General features: G+C 56.9%; 13 protein-coding genes. 6 read left to right on the forward strand and 7 right to left on the reverse strand.

Annotated elements, in window-relative coordinates:
• Positions 1 to 29: 29 nt before the first annotated feature.
• From AC559G_RS01450 to AC559G_RS01470, 5 genes are all read right to left on the reverse strand, one after another.
• Positions 30 to 1,235 (reverse strand): multidrug effflux MFS transporter, encoded by a 1,206-nt coding sequence (locus AC559G_RS01450; protein WP_498910727.1) that lies wholly within the window; start codon positions 1,233 to 1,235, stop codon positions 30 to 32.
• A 326-nt stretch (positions 1,236 to 1,561) separates the two neighbouring features.
• Entirely contained in the window at positions 1,562 to 2,530 is a 969-nt protein-coding gene (gene epsC, locus AC559G_RS01455) for a serine O-acetyltransferase (RefSeq protein ID WP_498910729.1), read from the reverse strand.
• 221 nt (positions 2,531 to 2,751) lie between these two features.
• Positions 2,752 to 3,480, reverse strand: a complete 729-nt coding sequence (locus tag AC559G_RS01460; protein ID WP_498910731.1) for an ABC transporter ATP-binding protein — start codon at positions 3,478 to 3,480, stop codon at positions 2,752 to 2,754.
• Between the two features lie 2 nt (positions 3,481 to 3,482).
• On the reverse strand, positions 3,483 to 4,325 hold the full coding sequence (locus AC559G_RS01465) for an ABC transporter permease (protein WP_498910733.1): 843 nt from the start codon (positions 4,323 to 4,325) through the stop codon (positions 3,483 to 3,485).
• A 1-nt stretch (position 4,326) separates the two neighbouring features.
• Entirely contained in the window at positions 4,327 to 5,304 is a 978-nt protein-coding gene (locus tag AC559G_RS01470) for a type 2 periplasmic-binding domain-containing protein (protein WP_498910735.1), read from the reverse strand.
• A 709-nt stretch (positions 5,305 to 6,013) separates the two neighbouring features.
• Here AC559G_RS01470 and AC559G_RS01475 point away from each other — a divergent pair.
• The 5 genes from AC559G_RS01475 (at position 6,014) to AC559G_RS01495 (ending at position 10,403) form a co-directional block, all read left to right on the forward strand.
• The gene (locus tag AC559G_RS01475; protein WP_498910737.1) at positions 6,014 to 6,883 is read left to right on the forward strand and encodes an ABC transporter substrate-binding protein; all 870 of its coding nucleotides are present in this window, start codon (positions 6,014 to 6,016) and stop codon (positions 6,881 to 6,883) included.
• A gap of 56 nt (positions 6,884 to 6,939) precedes the next feature.
• Complete coding sequence (locus AC559G_RS01480; RefSeq protein ID WP_498910739.1) at positions 6,940 to 7,647, forward strand: M24 family metallopeptidase; 708 nt, start codon at positions 6,940 to 6,942, stop codon at positions 7,645 to 7,647.
• Positions 7,648 to 7,687: 40 nt separating this feature from the next.
• Positions 7,688 to 8,458 (forward strand): ABC transporter ATP-binding protein, encoded by a 771-nt coding sequence (locus AC559G_RS01485; RefSeq protein WP_498910741.1) that lies wholly within the window; start codon positions 7,688 to 7,690, stop codon positions 8,456 to 8,458.
• Complete coding sequence (locus AC559G_RS01490; protein ID WP_498910743.1) at positions 8,451 to 9,248, forward strand: ABC transporter permease; 798 nt, start codon at positions 8,451 to 8,453, stop codon at positions 9,246 to 9,248. The genes AC559G_RS01485 and AC559G_RS01490 overlap by 8 nt, the downstream gene beginning before the upstream one ends.
• Before the next feature lie 102 nt (positions 9,249 to 9,350).
• Positions 9,351 to 10,403 (forward strand): LacI family DNA-binding transcriptional regulator, encoded by a 1,053-nt coding sequence (locus tag AC559G_RS01495; protein WP_498910745.1) that lies wholly within the window; start codon positions 9,351 to 9,353, stop codon positions 10,401 to 10,403.
• Between the two features lie 368 nt (positions 10,404 to 10,771).
• On the opposite strand, the gene AC559G_RS01500 is transcribed toward AC559G_RS01495, so the two are convergent.
• A complete protein-coding gene (locus AC559G_RS01500; protein WP_498910747.1) occupies positions 10,772 to 14,968 on the reverse strand; it encodes a bifunctional nitrate reductase/sulfite reductase flavoprotein subunit alpha in 4,197 nt (1,398 codons plus the stop codon).
• Between the two features lie 324 nt (positions 14,969 to 15,292).
• Here AC559G_RS01500 and AC559G_RS01505 point away from each other — a divergent pair, with 324 nt between their 5' ends.
• A complete protein-coding gene (locus AC559G_RS01505) occupies positions 15,293 to 15,814 on the forward strand; it encodes an Exc2 family lipoprotein (protein WP_498910749.1) in 522 nt (173 codons plus the stop codon).
• A gap of 106 nt (positions 15,815 to 15,920) precedes the next feature.
• Here AC559G_RS01505 and AC559G_RS01510 read toward each other — a convergent pair whose 3' ends face one another.
• Positions 15,921 to 16,904 carry a LysR family transcriptional regulator gene (locus tag AC559G_RS01510; protein WP_498910751.1) on the reverse strand — a complete coding sequence of 328 codons (984 nt, stop codon included), beginning with the start codon at positions 16,902 to 16,904 and terminating at the stop codon, positions 15,921 to 15,923.
• Between the last annotated feature and the right edge of the window lie 97 nt (positions 16,905 to 17,001).

Here is a 17,001-nt window from a genome sequence, read left to right on the forward strand (position 1 = left end):
TGCTGGCCGCTCTGCTAATTAGCCGTTCTTCATATTCCGCTGCCGGAAGATGTTCGGCCAAATGACCAGAGTATCAGCGCAGCAAGGGCTGGGATCAGTATCCCGAGCGCCAAAGGCAAAGCGCTTGAGCTGATCGCTGAAGCCACCACGGCTGAACAGATGAAGGCGACGCCGAATTGCATGGCGCCGACCAAGGCCGAGCCCACACCTGATTGCCCCCGTGCCGCCTCCATGGCAATGGAGGTGGCGTTCGCGCTTAGCAAACCTACCATGGCGATTGAGAACCAGAGTGGGGCGATCAGCACCCAAAGCCGATGTGTTTGCGAAACCAGCAGCAGTACGAAGCTAATAGCCACAAACAGCGGCAGCACGATGCTGATAACCGTTTGTACCTGCAACTTTACCAACAACCGATTGTTGACGAACGAGGCGACGACCAACCCGAGCGCGACAAAACCGAAGGCCAGACCATATTCAATCTTACCGAGGCCGAGCACGCCCTGGAAAACGCTGGATGAGGCCGTGATAAAGGAGAACATGGCCGCCTGGACCAATGAACTGACCAAGGCCGGGATGACGAACGGGCGGGAAGCCAACAACTGCCAGTAATCGCTGAATACGCCTGTCAGCGGCGTCTTGAGCCGTTTTGAGGCAGGTAAGGTTTCTGGCAGCAGCAAGGATGCCAGCGCCAGTGCGAGAGCACCGATCGCCAACATAGTGATAAAGACCATTTTCCAGCCGAACTGCGTTACGATAACACCGCCCAGCAGTGGCGATACGACGGGCCCGAGCGTCATCAACATGACCAGTAGCGTCATGGTCCGTGCCGCTGCGGTACCCTCATAGAGATCTGAGACCACCGCGCGCCCCACCACCATGCCGCCACAGGCGCCAAGCGCCTGGATGAACCGCAGGCCGACGAATATCGAGGTTGAGCGGGTCATAAGCAATAGCACAGTTGCAACGCAGAACAGCGCGGCTCCGACCAGCAGCGGCCCCTTGCGGCCGAAGCGGTCGATTAAGGGGCCGAACACCAGTTGGCCGGCGCATAGGCCAAGGAAGAATACCGACAGCGACAGCTCTAGCGCGCCATCCGGGGCATTGAGATAAGCCTGGATGTCGCCGAAGGCCGACAGATACATGTCGGTAGCCAGCGGCGGAAAGATCGAAAGAACAGAGAGCACCATGATGATCGTCAGCGTGTTTGATCCGGCGGGGGTAACTCCTGTGCTCATTCGCACTCTCCTTTGTTTCGCCACGTCACTATGGATGAATGGTTAGCCTTCATATCTGCGCTTTTGTGTACCTTCGTCTGGGCATCAAGGGCGTGGTTGAGGTTCCCGTCCCCGCAAAGGCGCATAACAATTTGTTCAATCGCAGCATGAATAAATATTGTTGATTATGGCAAAAAAAACGGGGTTTGAAACCGGTTTCTGCTTTGGTTTTGATGGGTATCAAACATGATGAAAAATCATACGATGGCTTACTGAGCGTATGCTCACTGAGCTGGGCGAGCGAGCGTGCTGCCTAATAATAACCAGAAAGAGAATAAGCCGTTAGGTTAAATGCCATCGCCATCTTTAAATTGGCTTTGTAATAAACTAGCCTGCCGAATATTACTGTCCGGCGGCGTGTCTCGGGTTAGCCAGACGTTACCGCCGATGCTTGAACGGGCGCCGATGGTAATGCGCCCCAGCAGCGTTGCCCCGGCATAGATCACAACATCGTCTTCAACAATCGGGTGGCGCGGATAGCGTTTTTGCAGATTGCCGTCGGCATCGGTGATAAAGCGCTTGGCGCCCAGCGTGACGGCCTGGTAAATGCGCACGTGCTTGCCAATGATCGCCGTTTCGCCAATCACCACACCGGTGCCGTGATCGATGAAGAAGCCTTCGTCAATCTGCGCGCCGGGGTGAATGTCGATACCGGTCTGGCTATGCGCCTTTTCCGTCATCAACCGCGCCAGCAGCGGCAGTTCCAGCCGGTATAATTCGTGGGCCAGGCGGTAATGGATAACGGCGTGAATGCCGGGGTAGCACAGCAGCACTTCGTCCATGCTGCGGGCGGAAGGGTCACCTTGATAGGCGGCCAGAATATCGCTGTCCAACAGTTTGCGTATCGTTGGCAGCCGTGCGGCGAACTGCTTGATGCGGTTGATGGCCTCTTGCGCTTCGGGCGTTTCATCGCCAGGATGGGGTTGTTCGCCGGTGCTATAGCGCAATTCCAGTGTGGCTTCTTCCGCCAGGCGCTCCAGCGCGTTGCCCAGCAGGTATCCCACATAATAATCTTCGTTCTCTTTTTTGATATCGGTGGCGCCTAAGCGCATGGGATACAAGACTTTGGATAGCGTATCGGCGATATCACCGACGTTCTCTTTCGACGGGAGCAAACGTTTATTTTGATAATTACCCTGCTGGTATTTATCACGCCACTGCTGACGAACATTTTTTAATTCGTTGACGATGCTGTCCAAATGCCAGTTGGTATTCTTCGGCGGGATATAAAACAATTCACCCAATTTCTTCGGCATCGTGGCTTACCTCTTAAAACAGCATTGCAATATAGCCCTTTCATACTTCAGGTTGCAGGTGTGTGGTAGGTGAAACAACTTTAAGTACAACGGGTATATAAGTTTGGATGAATTCATTAGGTTATAACTATGATAGTGTGCTCCCGCGTTGCCCGAATCAAATACTTTTAAAAGCTTTAGATAGTCACTCTGTGAATATACCCGCCGTCGCTCCAGAGGTGTCAGGCGTGGATTTTAATCAGCTCCGTGAGCGCTCCGGCTTTCAGATGGGCTAATTGATCGTCGCGCCGATCGCGCGGCCTGGCGACGGCCACGTTGACCTCCTGGATGATATGGCCGGGGGTACCGCCCAGGATCAGCACGCGATCGCTCAGGTAAAAGGCTTCATCCAGATCGTGCGTGACCAGCAACAGAGCAATGTGGTACTGGCGGGCCAGTTTTTCCACCAGTTCTTGCAGATGCATGCGGGTGAAGGCATCGACGGCGCTAAAAGGCTCATCCATCAGCAGTACCTGCGGCTTGCTGTAAAGGCCGCGGGCAATCGCCACCCGCTGGGCCTGGCCGCCGGAAAGCTGTTTGGGCAGGGCATGCTCATGCCCGGCCAGGCCGACGTCGGCAATCAGCTGGTTTACCCAGTGGCTATCGGCGTTGTTGCCGTCTTCAAACCCGACGTTTTGCGCCACCGTCAGCCACGGCATCAGGCGCGGCTCCTGGAACACCACGCCGATGGTGTTTTTGGCGTTTCCTGCCGTGCTATGGGCAATGTTCAGGCTGTCGTGAAAGGCGCGATCCAACCCGGCGGCAATCCGTAGCAGGGTGCTTTTGCCGCAGCCGCTGGGGCCGATCAGGCTGATCACTTCCCCTGCCCGCAGTTCAATGCTGACGTTGCTCAATACGGTGCGCTGGTTGTAGGTTTTTTTGATGTTTTCAAGGCGCAACAAGGTACTCATGATCACTCCTCACCGGCGTAGCCGTCGCGCCAGGACAGGGCCTTGGTTTCTAATGATTTGAGCAGGCTGTCGGTTATCTTGCCCATCAGGGCCAGGGTAATAATAGCGACCAGCACCAGATCAGGCCGGGAGGTTTCCCGCCCGTCGGTGAGCAGGTAGCCGATGCCCTGGGTGGCCGCCAACAGTTCCGCCGCCACCACGCACAGCCAGGCCATAGACAGCCCCGCCCGCAGGCCGGTGAAGAGGTACGGCTGGGCGGCAGGGATAATGATCCGGCGCACTAGCCTGATTTTGGAAAAACCGTACAGGGTGCCCACTTCAACCAGCTTGCGATCCACATTGCGCACGCCGGCGACCAGGTTCAGATAGACCGGAAAGAACGAACCGATGGCGATCAGGGTGATCTTGGCGCCTTCGTCTATCCCGAGCCAGATCAGCAACAGCGGCACCCACGCCAGGCTCGGCACCGCCCGCAGCGCCTGGAACATTGGGTCCAGATAGGCTTCCAGCACTTTGCTTAACCCGACCAGCGCACCGAGTAACAGCGCCAGGCTGGCGCCCAGCGTAAAGCCGATGAGCACACGCAGGGAACTGGCCAGAATATGCTGCCAAAGCGGGCCTTGGGCCAGTTCGGCAAAGCTCAACCAGATTTCGCTTGGCGGCGGCATCACATAGGCCGGCACCCAGCCAATGCGCACAATGCCTTCCACCGCCAACAGCAAAGCAATCGGCAGTAAGAACCCGCGCAGATGGCGATAATAGCCTCTGGGCCGCTGCAGGGGGGCGCCCAGTTTTACGGCGGCGCCAGTCACTGTTCTTTCATTGGGGGTGATATCGCAGGTCATGCTATTTTTCCTCAACGATCGGCTTGGCCAGGGCGCTGTCGATCAGGGTATTTAGCGCCGTATCGGTGTCTGCGCCGGTGCGTATCACCCGATCGGCCTGCAGCAGCGGGATCACTGCCTTGATGGCATCCAGGTGCTTTTGCCCCGGCAAGGGCTGGGTAAAGTCATATCGGCCCAGTTGCAGCGCAATCACGTCTTCCGGTAGTTGGGTTTCAGCGGCAATCAGTTTTACAGCTGCATCCGGGTTGGCGATGATCCAGCGGCGCGCCTTGTCATAGGCCTGAATAACGGCCGAAACCGCATCGGGGTGTGCTTTCAGGAAGGCTTCCTGGGTATTCAGGAAAGCGGCAACGCCAAAGGCCGGGTTTTCATACAGCGTTTTCGCCCCGGCAAGCTGGGCCGCCGCCAGGTGGGGATCCAGCCCGGCCCAGGCGTCAACGCGCCCTTGTTCCAACGCCGTGCGCCCATCAGGGTGTTGCAGGTGAACAATGCTCACGTCACTGGGCTTCAGGTGGTTGGCGTCCAGCGCGCGCAGCAGGAAAAAGTAAGGGTCGGTGCCTTTGGTGGCGGCAATTTTCTTTCCTTTCAGATCCGTAACCGTTTTCAGCGGTGAATCCTTCTGCACCAGCAAAATGCTGGGCACGTACCAGAGGTAACTGTAAATCGCTTTCACCGGTTGCCCATTGGCGCGGCTGACAAACGCGGAGATGCTGGAAGTTAGCGCAAAGTCGGTCGAGCCGCTGTTGAGGAACTCTAGGGAATTGTTGGAGCCGCGGGAAAGTACCCAGCGCACCTGGGTGCCCTTGGGGTTGAAGGTATCTTCAAGCCAGTGGTTCTTCTTCACCACCAGGCTTTCCGGCGAATAATAGGCAAAGTCCAGCCGGATTTCTTTCAGATTTTCCGCCAGCGTCTGCAGCGGCGCCAGCACAAAAAGCAGCGCAGCCAGTGAGATAGGGTATAGCCGGTGCATGAATCGCATATTTTTCCCCGAGGTTGATTAAAGCAAAGTCAGTATTTTTCGTCGGTCTTAGAGGTTTTCCGCCGCCCGCCTGCGTAGCCGGTTTTTGTTATTGGTGTGGTGCAGCCAGGATCGTCGTCGAATTGTTAAAATTAATGCGCGTTAGTTAAACAACACAAATAACTATTAATTATTTGTTTATATTTTAACTGGAATAGGCAATGGCCGCTGACCGGCGCAGTGTGAATGGGGGGCATAAACGGATTGGCGCTGTGAGTGAGCGCATCCGTGTTAGCGGCTGCGCCGTGAATGTTATAAAGCAGTTAATAGATGAGAGGTATTGAAGGGTTATCTGACGCATTTCCCGCTTATATTCACCATTTTTATCTGTGGAGTGCGCTTTTGGCCGGAAAAATTCCTAGCTGACGGGGAGGCAGGCGTAAATATACAAAATGAACCGTTTCAATTAAAACTATCAATGAATTTATTATTGATATTCAATGGATAGGGTGTGGGGTAAATATATTTGACATGAACGGTTGAACCGGTTCAATATTGCCGGGTTCAGCAGTTTTATCAACAGAAAAACAGGATTGCAAGGATGAAAGGGCGTTTATGGTTGTGCGGTATCGCTGTGATAGGAAGTGTTATTTTTTCTAATGTCACTGTGCCGATGGTATCGGCAGCCCCCCGCACATTGGCGCCGGTTACCTTCGTTCAGGAATGGCCGGTGGCGGACGGATTCTGGATCCCTTGGATCCTGGGGAAAGACAAAGGTTTCTACGCGGATGAAGGCATCGATCTGAACATCGTCACGCCACCGACGGTTGCCGATACCATGAAGTATCTGGGCACCGGCCGGGCGGACGTCGCCTTTACCACCGTGATGGACATCGTTTTCGCCAAAGAGCAGGGCGCGCCGGTCGTCTCCATCGCTCGCTACGGCAAAAACAATAACTGGGGCATCATCACGCCGCAGGGGAAAAAGTACACCGTGGCGGCGCTGAAAGGTAAAACCATCGGCGCTTACAACGATGCCTGGACGCAGGCGCAACTGGCGATGATGTTGCAGCACGCCGGGCTGAGCCTGAACGATGTCAAGATCGTGATCGCGTCTGATGATACCGTGCCGCTGCTGCTGCAAAAACGGGTGGACGCCATTACCGGCCTGACCAACGCCGAAGGCACCGGTATGGTTACCGCGGGCAATATGCAAACGGAGTTCATCCCGGCCATTGATAATGGCGTGCCGAACGCACCGGTGCTGATGCTGGCCGGCAACCAAAAGTGGCTTGAGCAAAACCCGCAGTTGGCCAAGGCGTTTATGCGCGCCACGTTAAAAAGCATCGCTTACGCTGTCGATCATCCAGATGAGGCCGTTAACGCCTTCACTAAAACCTACAGCAAAGCGTATGACGAAGCGTTTATCCGGCAACAGTGGCACGACACCACGCCGCTGCTGTCACCGGTCAATAGCGCTGCGCTGGCGCAAAATATTAATAGCTGGAATGCATTGTTAACTGCCGTACAGGCACAAAAAATCGTGAAAGAAACGCTGCCGGCAGAGCAGTACTTCACGAATAAGTATTTACCAGAATAATTAATTAGATTTATTACGTTTAAAACACCAAATACACCAACACCAGGGAACCCTTTATGGCCGCTTCGTTTTCGATGAAACCCGCCTGGGCCTATCGGCCGGGGCCGGATGTCGCGCCCAGCGCGCCGCCGGGCTTGTGCCGAGCACAGGCGTTGGCGCGGGCGGCGGCACAGTTCGGCGTCAGCGTGGCTAAAGTGGGGATCAGCGAAGCGGAAATAGAACAACAGGTGCATGAGTATCTGCACCGGCACGGCGCAACCGGGGTCTGGACTATCACCACCGTCGGCGCCGGGGAAAACGCCAGGGTTTGTTTCCCCACGCAAGGCCCCGGCAAACAGATCGCCGCCGAGCAGGATATTGTGATTATCGATGTCCACCCGATTACGCAAGAGGGTTTTTGGGGGGACTGCACGCGCACGGCCATCGTCGGCGATGCGCCGCAGGCACAGGCCGCGTTGCACGATTTGCAAGCGATTCATCATGCCATGCTTAGCCGTTGCCGGCCGGGCATGCCGGCCAATGAACTGTTTGCCATGACCGCAGAACGCCTGGCCGCCGAAGGCTTTATCTTACTGGATTTACTGGGCAACATCGGCCACTCCCTTAGCGCCGGGGCCGCCTATACCCACGGTTTTATCGATGCCGACAACGCCAGCCCAATGTGGGGCGCCTGGGCCATCGAGCCGTTTGCGCTGCGTGATGAGATGGCGGTTAAAGTGGAAGACGTCGTGTGGTTTGGCCGGGATTGCTGCACCGTTCTGTAGGCCCGAAGACTTCACCACACGGTGCATGATGAGGAAAGCTATGCCTGCGCCTAAGCTGTCAATTCGGCAGGTGACCAAACGTTTCGGCACGATGACGGCGCTGGCGCCCACAGATTTGGACGTCGGCACCGGTGAGTTTATTTGTATTGTCGGCCCTTCCGGCTGCGGAAAAAGCACCTTGTTTAACCTGATCTCCGGCGTGCTGGCGCCGGATGACGGGCAGATCTTGATTGATAATCAGAACATCACCGGGCAGGCGGGGCACGTGGGCTATATGCTGCAAAAAGATCTGCTGCTGCCCTGGATGACGGTGCTCGAGAACATTGTACTCGGCGCGACGCTGAAAGGCGGCGCCAGCCGCGCGCAGCGGGCCGAAGGCGCTCGGTTGGCGCAACGCTACGGCCTGGGCGAGTTCATCAACCACTACCCGGCCGCCCTGTCCGGCGGTATGCGCCAGCGCGTCGCTCTGATGCGCACCCTCGCCATGCAGTACGACGTGATCCTGTTGGATGAACCCTTTGGCGCGCTTGATTCGCAAACACGGCTGTCGATGCAGCAATGGTTGCTGCAGGTTTGGCAGGAACAGCGTCGCACGGTGATTTTCGTCACTCACGATATCGACGAAGCCATTTACCTGGCCGATCGCGTGGTGGTGATGTCGCCGCGGCCGGGCAAAATACACAGCGTGTTGCCGGTCGGTATTGCACGGCCAAGAACCATGGCCAGCCTGACCAGCAGTAGATTCAGCGCGTTGAAAAAAGAGATTCTGCAACTTATCTTCGCCGGGCAGGGGGCCAGCGCCGATGCGTAGTCCAAAAAAACTGCTGCTGGCTGTTCTGGGGCCCTGCGTCGCACTGGTTTTGGTGCTGCTGGTTTGGGGCGCGCTAGTGCGTTTTTATGCTATCCCAGCGTATGTGCTGCCCTCGCCGGCCATGACCTGGCAGCATATTTGGGCTGATTGGGCTGTGCTCTGGCAGGGTTTCGTCGGTACCTTCACCACGTTTATGCTCGGCTTTTGCCTTGGCGCCGGCGCCGGTTTCCTGTTCGCCGTTTTGATGGACAGCAGCCGGGCGGTGCGCAGCGTGCTGTACCCGATCCTGATCGCCAGCCAGGCGGTGCCGGTGATCGCCATTGCCGCCGCGCTCACCATTTGGCTGGGCTTTGGCCTGGCGCCCAAATTGGTGATCGTGGCGCTGGTGGTCTTCTTTCCCGTGGTGGTTAACGTGCTGGACGGCCTGAGTTCGGTCGATCGCGATATGCTGAATCTGGTGAAATCCATGGGCGGTTCGCGCCTGGCGGTGTTCCGCTACGTTAAGCTGCCGGCAACCTACACGCCGCTGTTTTCGGCGCTGAAGCTGTCCGCTACCTTCAGCGTTACCGGCGCGGTGATCGGCGAGTGGACGGCGTCTACCAGCGGCGGGTTGGGGGCGTATCTTCTGCAGGCTAACTCGCGGCTGAATACGGCGGGTACGTTCGCCGCTATTGCCTTTTTGGCGCTGCTTGGCGTGTTCAGCTTTATGCTGGTGATGCTGCTGGAATACCTCATTACGCCATGGCGCACTTCGTCACGGGCCCGCTTCTGGGCGCGATATCGCGATTAACCTCCCCGCGCCGGCGAACCACACCAACCCCAGGTCAGTCCTGCCCCACGCCGTGCGCTGTGTATAATGTCGCCTTTCAACTGACCGCACACAGGATTTTTCATGACAAAGGAAGTGACCCCGCAACCCAAGGCAAAGTGCACCATACGTGACGTGGCGCGTTTGGCTGGGGTTTCCGTCGGTACCGTCAGCGCCGTAATCAATAACAGCCAACGGCCGGTTGCGCCGGCCACCCGCGAGCGCGTGCTGCGTTGCATCGCCGAACTCAACTTCGAACCGAACAGCGCCGCCCGCGGGTTGAAGTATCAGCGTATCTCCTCCATTGGTTTTATCGTGCCCGATCTGAGCAACGCCTTTTTTACCGATATCGCCGAAGGGATACAGAGCGTGCTGGATAATATCGATTGCCTGTTGGTGATGTGCATCACCTGGTCGGATAAGCAGCGGGAAGCGTATTACGCCAAGGTGCTGCGTACCCAAAGGCTGAACGGTGTGATCTATTTATCCGGCACCGGGTTGCCCAGCCCTTCGCTGCTGGAGTTGGCGGATAAAAACGTCGTGGTGTTCGTCGATGAATGCCTGCCCGGCGTTGATATCCCGTTTGTCAGCTCGCAGAACCTGATCGGCGCGCGCGAGTTGGCGCGCTATGTGTTGGCGCAGGGGCACCGGCGGTTGTTTATGGTCAGCGGCCCACAGGGGCTGTGGACCAGCGAGCAACGGCAGGCCGGGTTCCGCGAGGCGTTTTTCGAGGCGAATATCGCGCCGGATTCGGTGCCGTTTATCCGTGGCGATTATACCGAAGCCGCCGGTCGGTATGCGGCGCAAACCCTGCTGGCGATGCCGGTGGAACAGCGCCCCACCGTGGTGATGTGCGCTAACGATCTGATGGCGATTGGTTTTATCCGCTATTGCGAGCAGCAGTATGTGCGCGTTCCAGAGGATATTAGCGTCACGGGGTTCGATGATATTGCCCAGGCCAGCCATATGCATCCGCCGTTGACGACGGTGCGCCAACCTGGGCGGGAGATGGGCCGCGCGGCGGCGACGTTGTTGTTGCGGCGTATTGGGGTGAATATTGAGGCGACGGATTCGTATGATTTTGCCACGGAGTTGCGTATTCGCGATTCGGTTAGCAATTTGAATGGATTGGACTAAGTTTTTCGCTGGTGGTAGCGGGGTGGGGCGGCAACGTTTTTTGCCCTAACCGAGAGGGTTTCGGTCGCTATAACTCGGTCGTTTTTTGTGGCACTGTAGCCCGCGCCCGAGTTAGGGGCCGGGGCGCGGCCCCTAACGACCCCGCGCCTACGCCATATCAGGCGGCCGCTGCGCGGCTACCCTCACTGTGTCACTGCGCATTAACGGCCGGCTACGACAGGCGTCCCTGCCTGTCTCGCCTGAAACCGTCGTCCTGGCGGTTTCGCCTATGCTACGTTCCGCCGTTCGGCGCCTTCAATGGCTTCCACACCCGTGCTCCACTCACCAATGGCATTGTCTTCCATCAAATAATGAATGAGGGGCACCGTCTAATAAACATCCCGCACGTAGCGCTTTTCCTGCGCCAGCCGAGTAACCCACTCCGCGGCGGCTTCCGCCTTCATGCCGCCGTGTTCCTGCACCACCTGGCGCAGCGCGGCGTCCACGTCTTTGGCCATACGCCCGGCATCGCCGCAGACATAAAAATACGCCCCCTGTTGCAGCCATGCCCACAGCTCGGCGCCGTGCTCCAGCATCCGATGTTGAACATAGATTTTTTCCTGCTGATCGCGTGAGAACGCCGTCTCCAGCCGGTGCAGATAACCGTTTTGCTGCAGTGCGGTAAACTCCTCCTGGTAGTAGAAATCCGTTTTGGCGCGCTGTTCGCCAAAAAACAGCCAGTTTTTGCCGGTTGCGCCGGTGGCCTGGCGCTCCTGCAGGAAGGCGCGGAATGGGGCGACACCGGTACCGGGGCCGACCATGATCATCGGCGCATCCAGGGCGGCGGGCGGTTTAAAATGCGCAGACTTCTGCACGAAGATGGGGATCTCGGCCTGCGCCGCACGGTCGGCCAGGAAAGTGGAGCATACCCCGCCGCGGCGTTTATCCCCCTGGCCGTAACGGACGGTCGAAACGGTTAAATGCACCTGATCCGGCGTCGCTTTGGGGCTGGAGGCAATCGAATACAGCCGCGGTTGCAGCCGTTTCAGCACCGTCAGCCACTCGGTGGCGCTGGCCTGTATCGGGCAGGCCTGGAGCAGATCGACGATCTGCCGCCCCCACAGCCACTGCTTCAGCGCCTCTTTTTGCTCGTCGTGCAGCAGCGCGGCCAGCCAATCGCTGCCGGCGCGTTCATTAACGAACTGCAGGATATCGGGGGTGATGCGCACGATATCCAGATGATTTTCCAGCGCTTGCGCCAGCGGCATCTCGCCGCGATCCGCCACGTTGACCAGCGCGTCGGGGGCAAGGCGCATGGTAGTCAGCAGTTCGTCGACCAGCGCCGGGCAGTTGCGTGGCAAAACGCCCAGTGCGTCGCCCGCTTCGTAGCGCAGGCCGCTACCGGCTAAATCGAAGGCGTATTGACGGGTTTCTTTTTCTGCGCCGGGCGCGTTCAGCAGGCGGTTTGTCATCAACCGGCTATGCAGCGGGGCGTTGCGGTTGAACCCGGCGACCGGTGCCGCCGTATCCGACGCTGGGGCGCAATCTACAACAGTGGCTGTGGCGAGCGCCATTTCGTCGTGGGTGACGTTCGCTAACACCGGCAACAGGCTAGCCAGCCAGGCGTTGGCTGTAGCCTGATAGTCTGGTTCGCAATCGGTGCGGGCCAGCAGGCGTTGTGCCCCCAGTGCGGCCAACCGCTCATCCAGTTTGCGGCCAAAGCCGCAGAACTGATCGTAACTTGAGTCGCCAAATGCCAGTACGGCGAAAGCCGTGTTTTCCAGCCGTGGGGCGTTGTCGGCCTGTAAGGCAGCCCAAAGCGCGCTGCCGTTGTCCGGTGGATCGCCATCGCCAAAGGTACTGGTGATCAGCAGCAGTTGCGAAGCGGCGGCCAGATCGCCCGGCTGTACGTCGCCCATGTCGGCTAAGGTCACCTGGTGGCCCGCCGCTTTGAGTTTCGCTGCGCATTGCCCGGCAAATTCTTCCGCATTGCCGGTTTGCGAAGCCCAAAGCAGGGTGACGGCCGGTGTGCTGTCGGGGGCGCTGTCCACGGGGGACGGCAAGGCTGCTGTGCCGGCGTTGCTGCCTTCAGCCAGCCAGGTGCGGGCGAACAGGCCGGCCAACATGCCGTCGATCAATAACCGCCTGGTGGGTTCAAACGGTGCGGTCGCCGGCAACACCGGCACGCCGCCGGCCTGGCGTGCGGCATCGGTGCGCAGCGCGGCCAGGTAACCCTGGAGATAGATTTTTTCATGCGCCTCAAGCGAGACGGCAGGCGCGGTATCAAGGCCGAGAAGCGTGGCCAGCGCGTCGATGTGTTTCATATCGAGGACTCTGGTTTGATTCTCCGATGTGCCCGCGCTGGCACTTGCCTGGTGGTTGGCCGCAAGAACGCCATTGTTCTCGCTGTCCGGATAGGGGGTTGATGGTTTTTCTGCAACGCGCGTGAGGGAGACGGCGCAGAATTTGAATTCAGGCTGGAGCGACAGGGGATCGATGGCATCGCTGGTTACCGCATTGATCGCCAGCTCCTTACCAAAGACATCGTTCCAGTGAAAGGGGGCAAAACAGTTGCCGGGGCGTACCCGGTCGGTGACGACGGCGGGCAGCACCGCCCGCCCGCGGCGCGAAGTAATCGCCACCGGATCTTTATTGTGAATGCCGAGCGCCGTGGCGTCTTCAGGGTGAATCTCAACGAACGGGCCGGGGTTGAGCTTGTTCAGCGTGGGGATTTTCCCGGTTTTGGTCAGCGTGTGCCACTGGTGCTGCAGGCGGCCGGTGTTCAGTACGAAGGTAAAATCCGCATCCGGCATTTCCGCCGGCGGCATGTGGGGGCGCGGCAGAAAAACGCCTTTGCCGCTGGCGGTGGCGAACACGATGTTTGGGCGTTCGCCCGTTTCACTCACCTTCAGCGTTTGGCTGACGCCGGTATTCAGATAGCGTATCGGGTGCCGGTCCTGCTCGTCATTCGGCGGGCAGGGCCATTGCAACGGGGTTTCGCGCAGTCTGGCGTAGCTGGCGCCGCGAATGTCATAGCCGGTTTTCGGGTTCCGGGTGCGTTTGATTTCCTCGAAAACCGCGGATGAATCGGCATAGCTAAACGCGGTGCGGTAACCCATTTCACAGGCGATCTCGGCGATGATTTGCCAGTCCGGCATGGCGTCGCCGGGCGGTTCGATGGCTTTTTGCATCAGCGTCAGGTTGCGTTCGGAGTTGATCATCACACCTTCGGCTTCGGCCCACAGCGCGCCAGGCAGCAAGATATCGGCGTAGCGGTTGGTTTCGGTATCAAGAAACGCGTCTTGGGTGATGACCAACTCCGCAGCCTGCAGGCCGGCGATGACGTTTTTCCGGTTGGGCACGGTGGCGACGGGGTTGGTGCAGATGATCCAGCAGGCCTTGATTTTGCCCTGTTGCATATCCTGGAACAGGGTGATGGTGCCGCCGCCGTTGTCGGTGCGCAGCGTTCCGCTGGGGATGCCCCACAGTTCTTCGATAAAAGAGCGATCCTGCTCGGCCAATACTGAACGCTGGCCGGGCAAGCCCGGCCCCATATAGCCCATTTCCCGCCCGCCCATGGCGTTGGGCTGCCCGGTGAGCGAAAAGGGGCCGCTGCCGGGGCGGCATATGGCACCGGTGGCAAGGTGCAGGTTACAGATGGCGTTGGTATTCCAGGTGCCGTGGGTGCTTTGGTTCAACCCCATGGTCCAGCAGCTCATCCATTCCGGCGCCGTACCGATCCACGCCGCGGCTTGGCGGATATTGGCTTCCGCCAGGCCAGTGATCGCAGCCACTTTATCCGGTGAGTAGTCTTCCAGGAAAGCGGGCATCGCTTCCCAACCTTCGGTATAGCGGGCGATAAAATCATCATCGGTATGGCCGTTCTTCACCAGCAGGTGCAGCAGGCCGTTGAGCAGGGCCAGATCGGTGCCGGGATTGATCTGCAAAAAGAGGTGGGCTTTGTCTGCCGTCGCGTTGCGGCGTGGATCCACTACGATCAGTTTTGCACCGGCCTTCACCCTGTCCATCATCCGCAGGAACAGGATAGGGTGGCAGTCGGCCATGTTGGCGCCAATCACGAAGAACACATCGGCCCGATCGAAATCCTGGTAGGAACCCGGCGGCCCGTCTGCGCCTAACGAAAGTTTATAGCCGCTGCCGGCGCTGGCCATGCACAGGCGCGAATTGGATTCAATGTTGTTGGTGCCGATAAAGCCTTTGATCAGCTTATTAGCCAGATACTGGGCTTCCAACGACATTTGGCCAGAGACATACATTGCCACCGCGTCCGGGCCGTGGGTATCAATAATGGCGCGCAGACGGCGGGCGGTTTCCGTGATGGCGTGGCGCATCGCCACTTTCACCGGCTCATGCTGGTGCTCGTTGCGCAGATAGGCGTGTTCAAGCCGCCCGCTGCCCGCAATGGCCTGGATGCAGGTGCTGCCTTTGGTGCACAGCCGGCCAAAATTAGTGGGATGCTGCTTATTGCCCGTGACCTTGATGGCCCGGTTGTCTGCGACGTCGATAATAATGCCGCAGCCTACCCCACAGTAAGGGCAGACGCTCTTGATCGTGTTTGGCGGCATGGTCTGCGATACACCCCATGGCAATGAAATCGGTCATGCCACAGTGCAGCAATATCCGTGCCAGCCTGCTATGCGGGTGTACCAAGGGGTTTTGTGGCAAAGCTCGGCAGAATGCACCGTGGCGGCGCATTCTGCCGTTTGAGCGCTTCATGATGATTCCTGCCGGTTTGTTTTCGGCTTACGTTAAAATAATCAAAAAAGGGATTAACTCAGTATTCGTTGTTTGGCGATATGTATATAATATTTCCCAAGTGGAATTTTATTTTCCTTGATGAGCGAATATTTTCCACTTGTGCTGAAATATAAAGCCGCATCACTGGGGATGTGGTTTTTCATATCAAAGGTATCTCTGACGTTGTTGAGTTACAGGCGGTTAGCCTGCGCAGTAAAACGTATGTTCCAGGAGATAATGGTTTTTATTTAGGGATAAAAATGAATAACACAAGTTATAACCTCACCTTGTTACTGGCAGCAGCATTGCTGTGTGCCTGCACCACGCAAACCAGCAGCCCGGAGCGGCATGCAAAACATGCCATCTATCAGATAGATAGCGATCATTTTGATCCCAACTCCAGGACGCTAATTACGGATACGATCCGCATGAGCGTGCCGTTTTTTGATCAGTTTTACCAGGAGGGTAAAAAAGACCGCGCCAACGGATTAACGCCGCAGCAGGCAAAGGCGAAAGAAAATTATTTCCGCAGCCCTGAGTTTGCCAAAACGTGGGAAAGAAAACAGCGCTTTATCAATACCGAATACAGCTCCAGCGATTCACAAAAGCAAAAGAATGTCCTGATGAATGAAGCCATCGCGGCCTACTACGATGGTTACGAAGGGCGCGCCTGACAGTACTGCTCACCTTGCCCCAGCGGGAAGCTGGGGGATACGGGGTTGCACTGTTTTGCATCGGATGTTTATTCACGGTGCACCTGTTGGTGCGCCGTGAGGCAAGTCAGTGATTCGCTTCCACTGGTGCAGCGGTTGATGGCCTATCTTTCAATGCATTGAGGAATAATTTAACCACCGAATTTAGTGCTGTACCGCGTTTTACCACAAGATTAATGGGGGTCTTAACGCTAATGGCATCTGGTAGCAAAGCTTTAATTTCCCCATCGGCAGCGAAACCATTAATATAGTGATCGGGTAAGAAACCGATATAATTCCCTGTCAGGATTAGCATGGTCACGGCTTCGACCTGAACGGCAATCGCATTGGATGAGGAAAAATGTAAAGCAGGATTCTTATGGCTGTGGTTGGTATAAAAATGATTGACCAGGCTAGCGTTTTCGATGCGTTCAAAGGTTAATTCATCCGGCGTCAGCGAGAACAGTTCATGCTGATTTGAACAACACAGGTACGCGATTTCATCATAAAGGAAAAAGTAATCTAAATCTGGTTTTTCCTGGTAGACAGGAATAATGCCACAGGTAAATCGGCCATCGATCACGCCGCGTTCGATCTCCTCCAGTTGCGTAGCATGTAGGCGCACACTAACCTTGGGCGCCTGGCCGTGTATGGTGCGCAGGGCGCTAACGACGGGCGATCGCCGGTCGGTAATGGTGTTATCAATAATGCCGATATTTAATTCGCCGAACAACTCATGCCGTGCATTGTTTAATTTGTCGCGGAATTGATTAATCGATGAGAACAAATCAAGGCATGCGCTGTAGGTTATTTTACCGTGATCGGTTAGGTAAAATCCCTCGCGCCCACGCGTGCAAAGTTTCATGCCGAAACGCACTTCTAAATCAGAAATTTGCTTACTGATAGCCGCTAGGCCGATATTTAGCTCACCGCAGGCTGCGGTAAATCCTCCGGCCTCGAATACCGTTTTGAATACCTTAAGAAGCTTTAAATCTGCGACGCCTATGGTCTGCTGATTAATATCACCTCGGCATGATGATGTGTTTCCGGATTTGGAAAGTTGACTTTCCATAATAAATATTTACCCCCGCATATACGTTCTCCATTATTAATTTAACCGCATCATCTTTTTTGTCCCGTTATTGCGTGATCGCTTGGGTGCCTTATTT

Origin of the sequence: Gibbsiella greigii, from assembly GCF_039540155.1 — a bacterium.
GTDB lineage: Bacteria > Pseudomonadota > Gammaproteobacteria > Enterobacterales > Enterobacteriaceae > Gibbsiella > Gibbsiella quercinecans.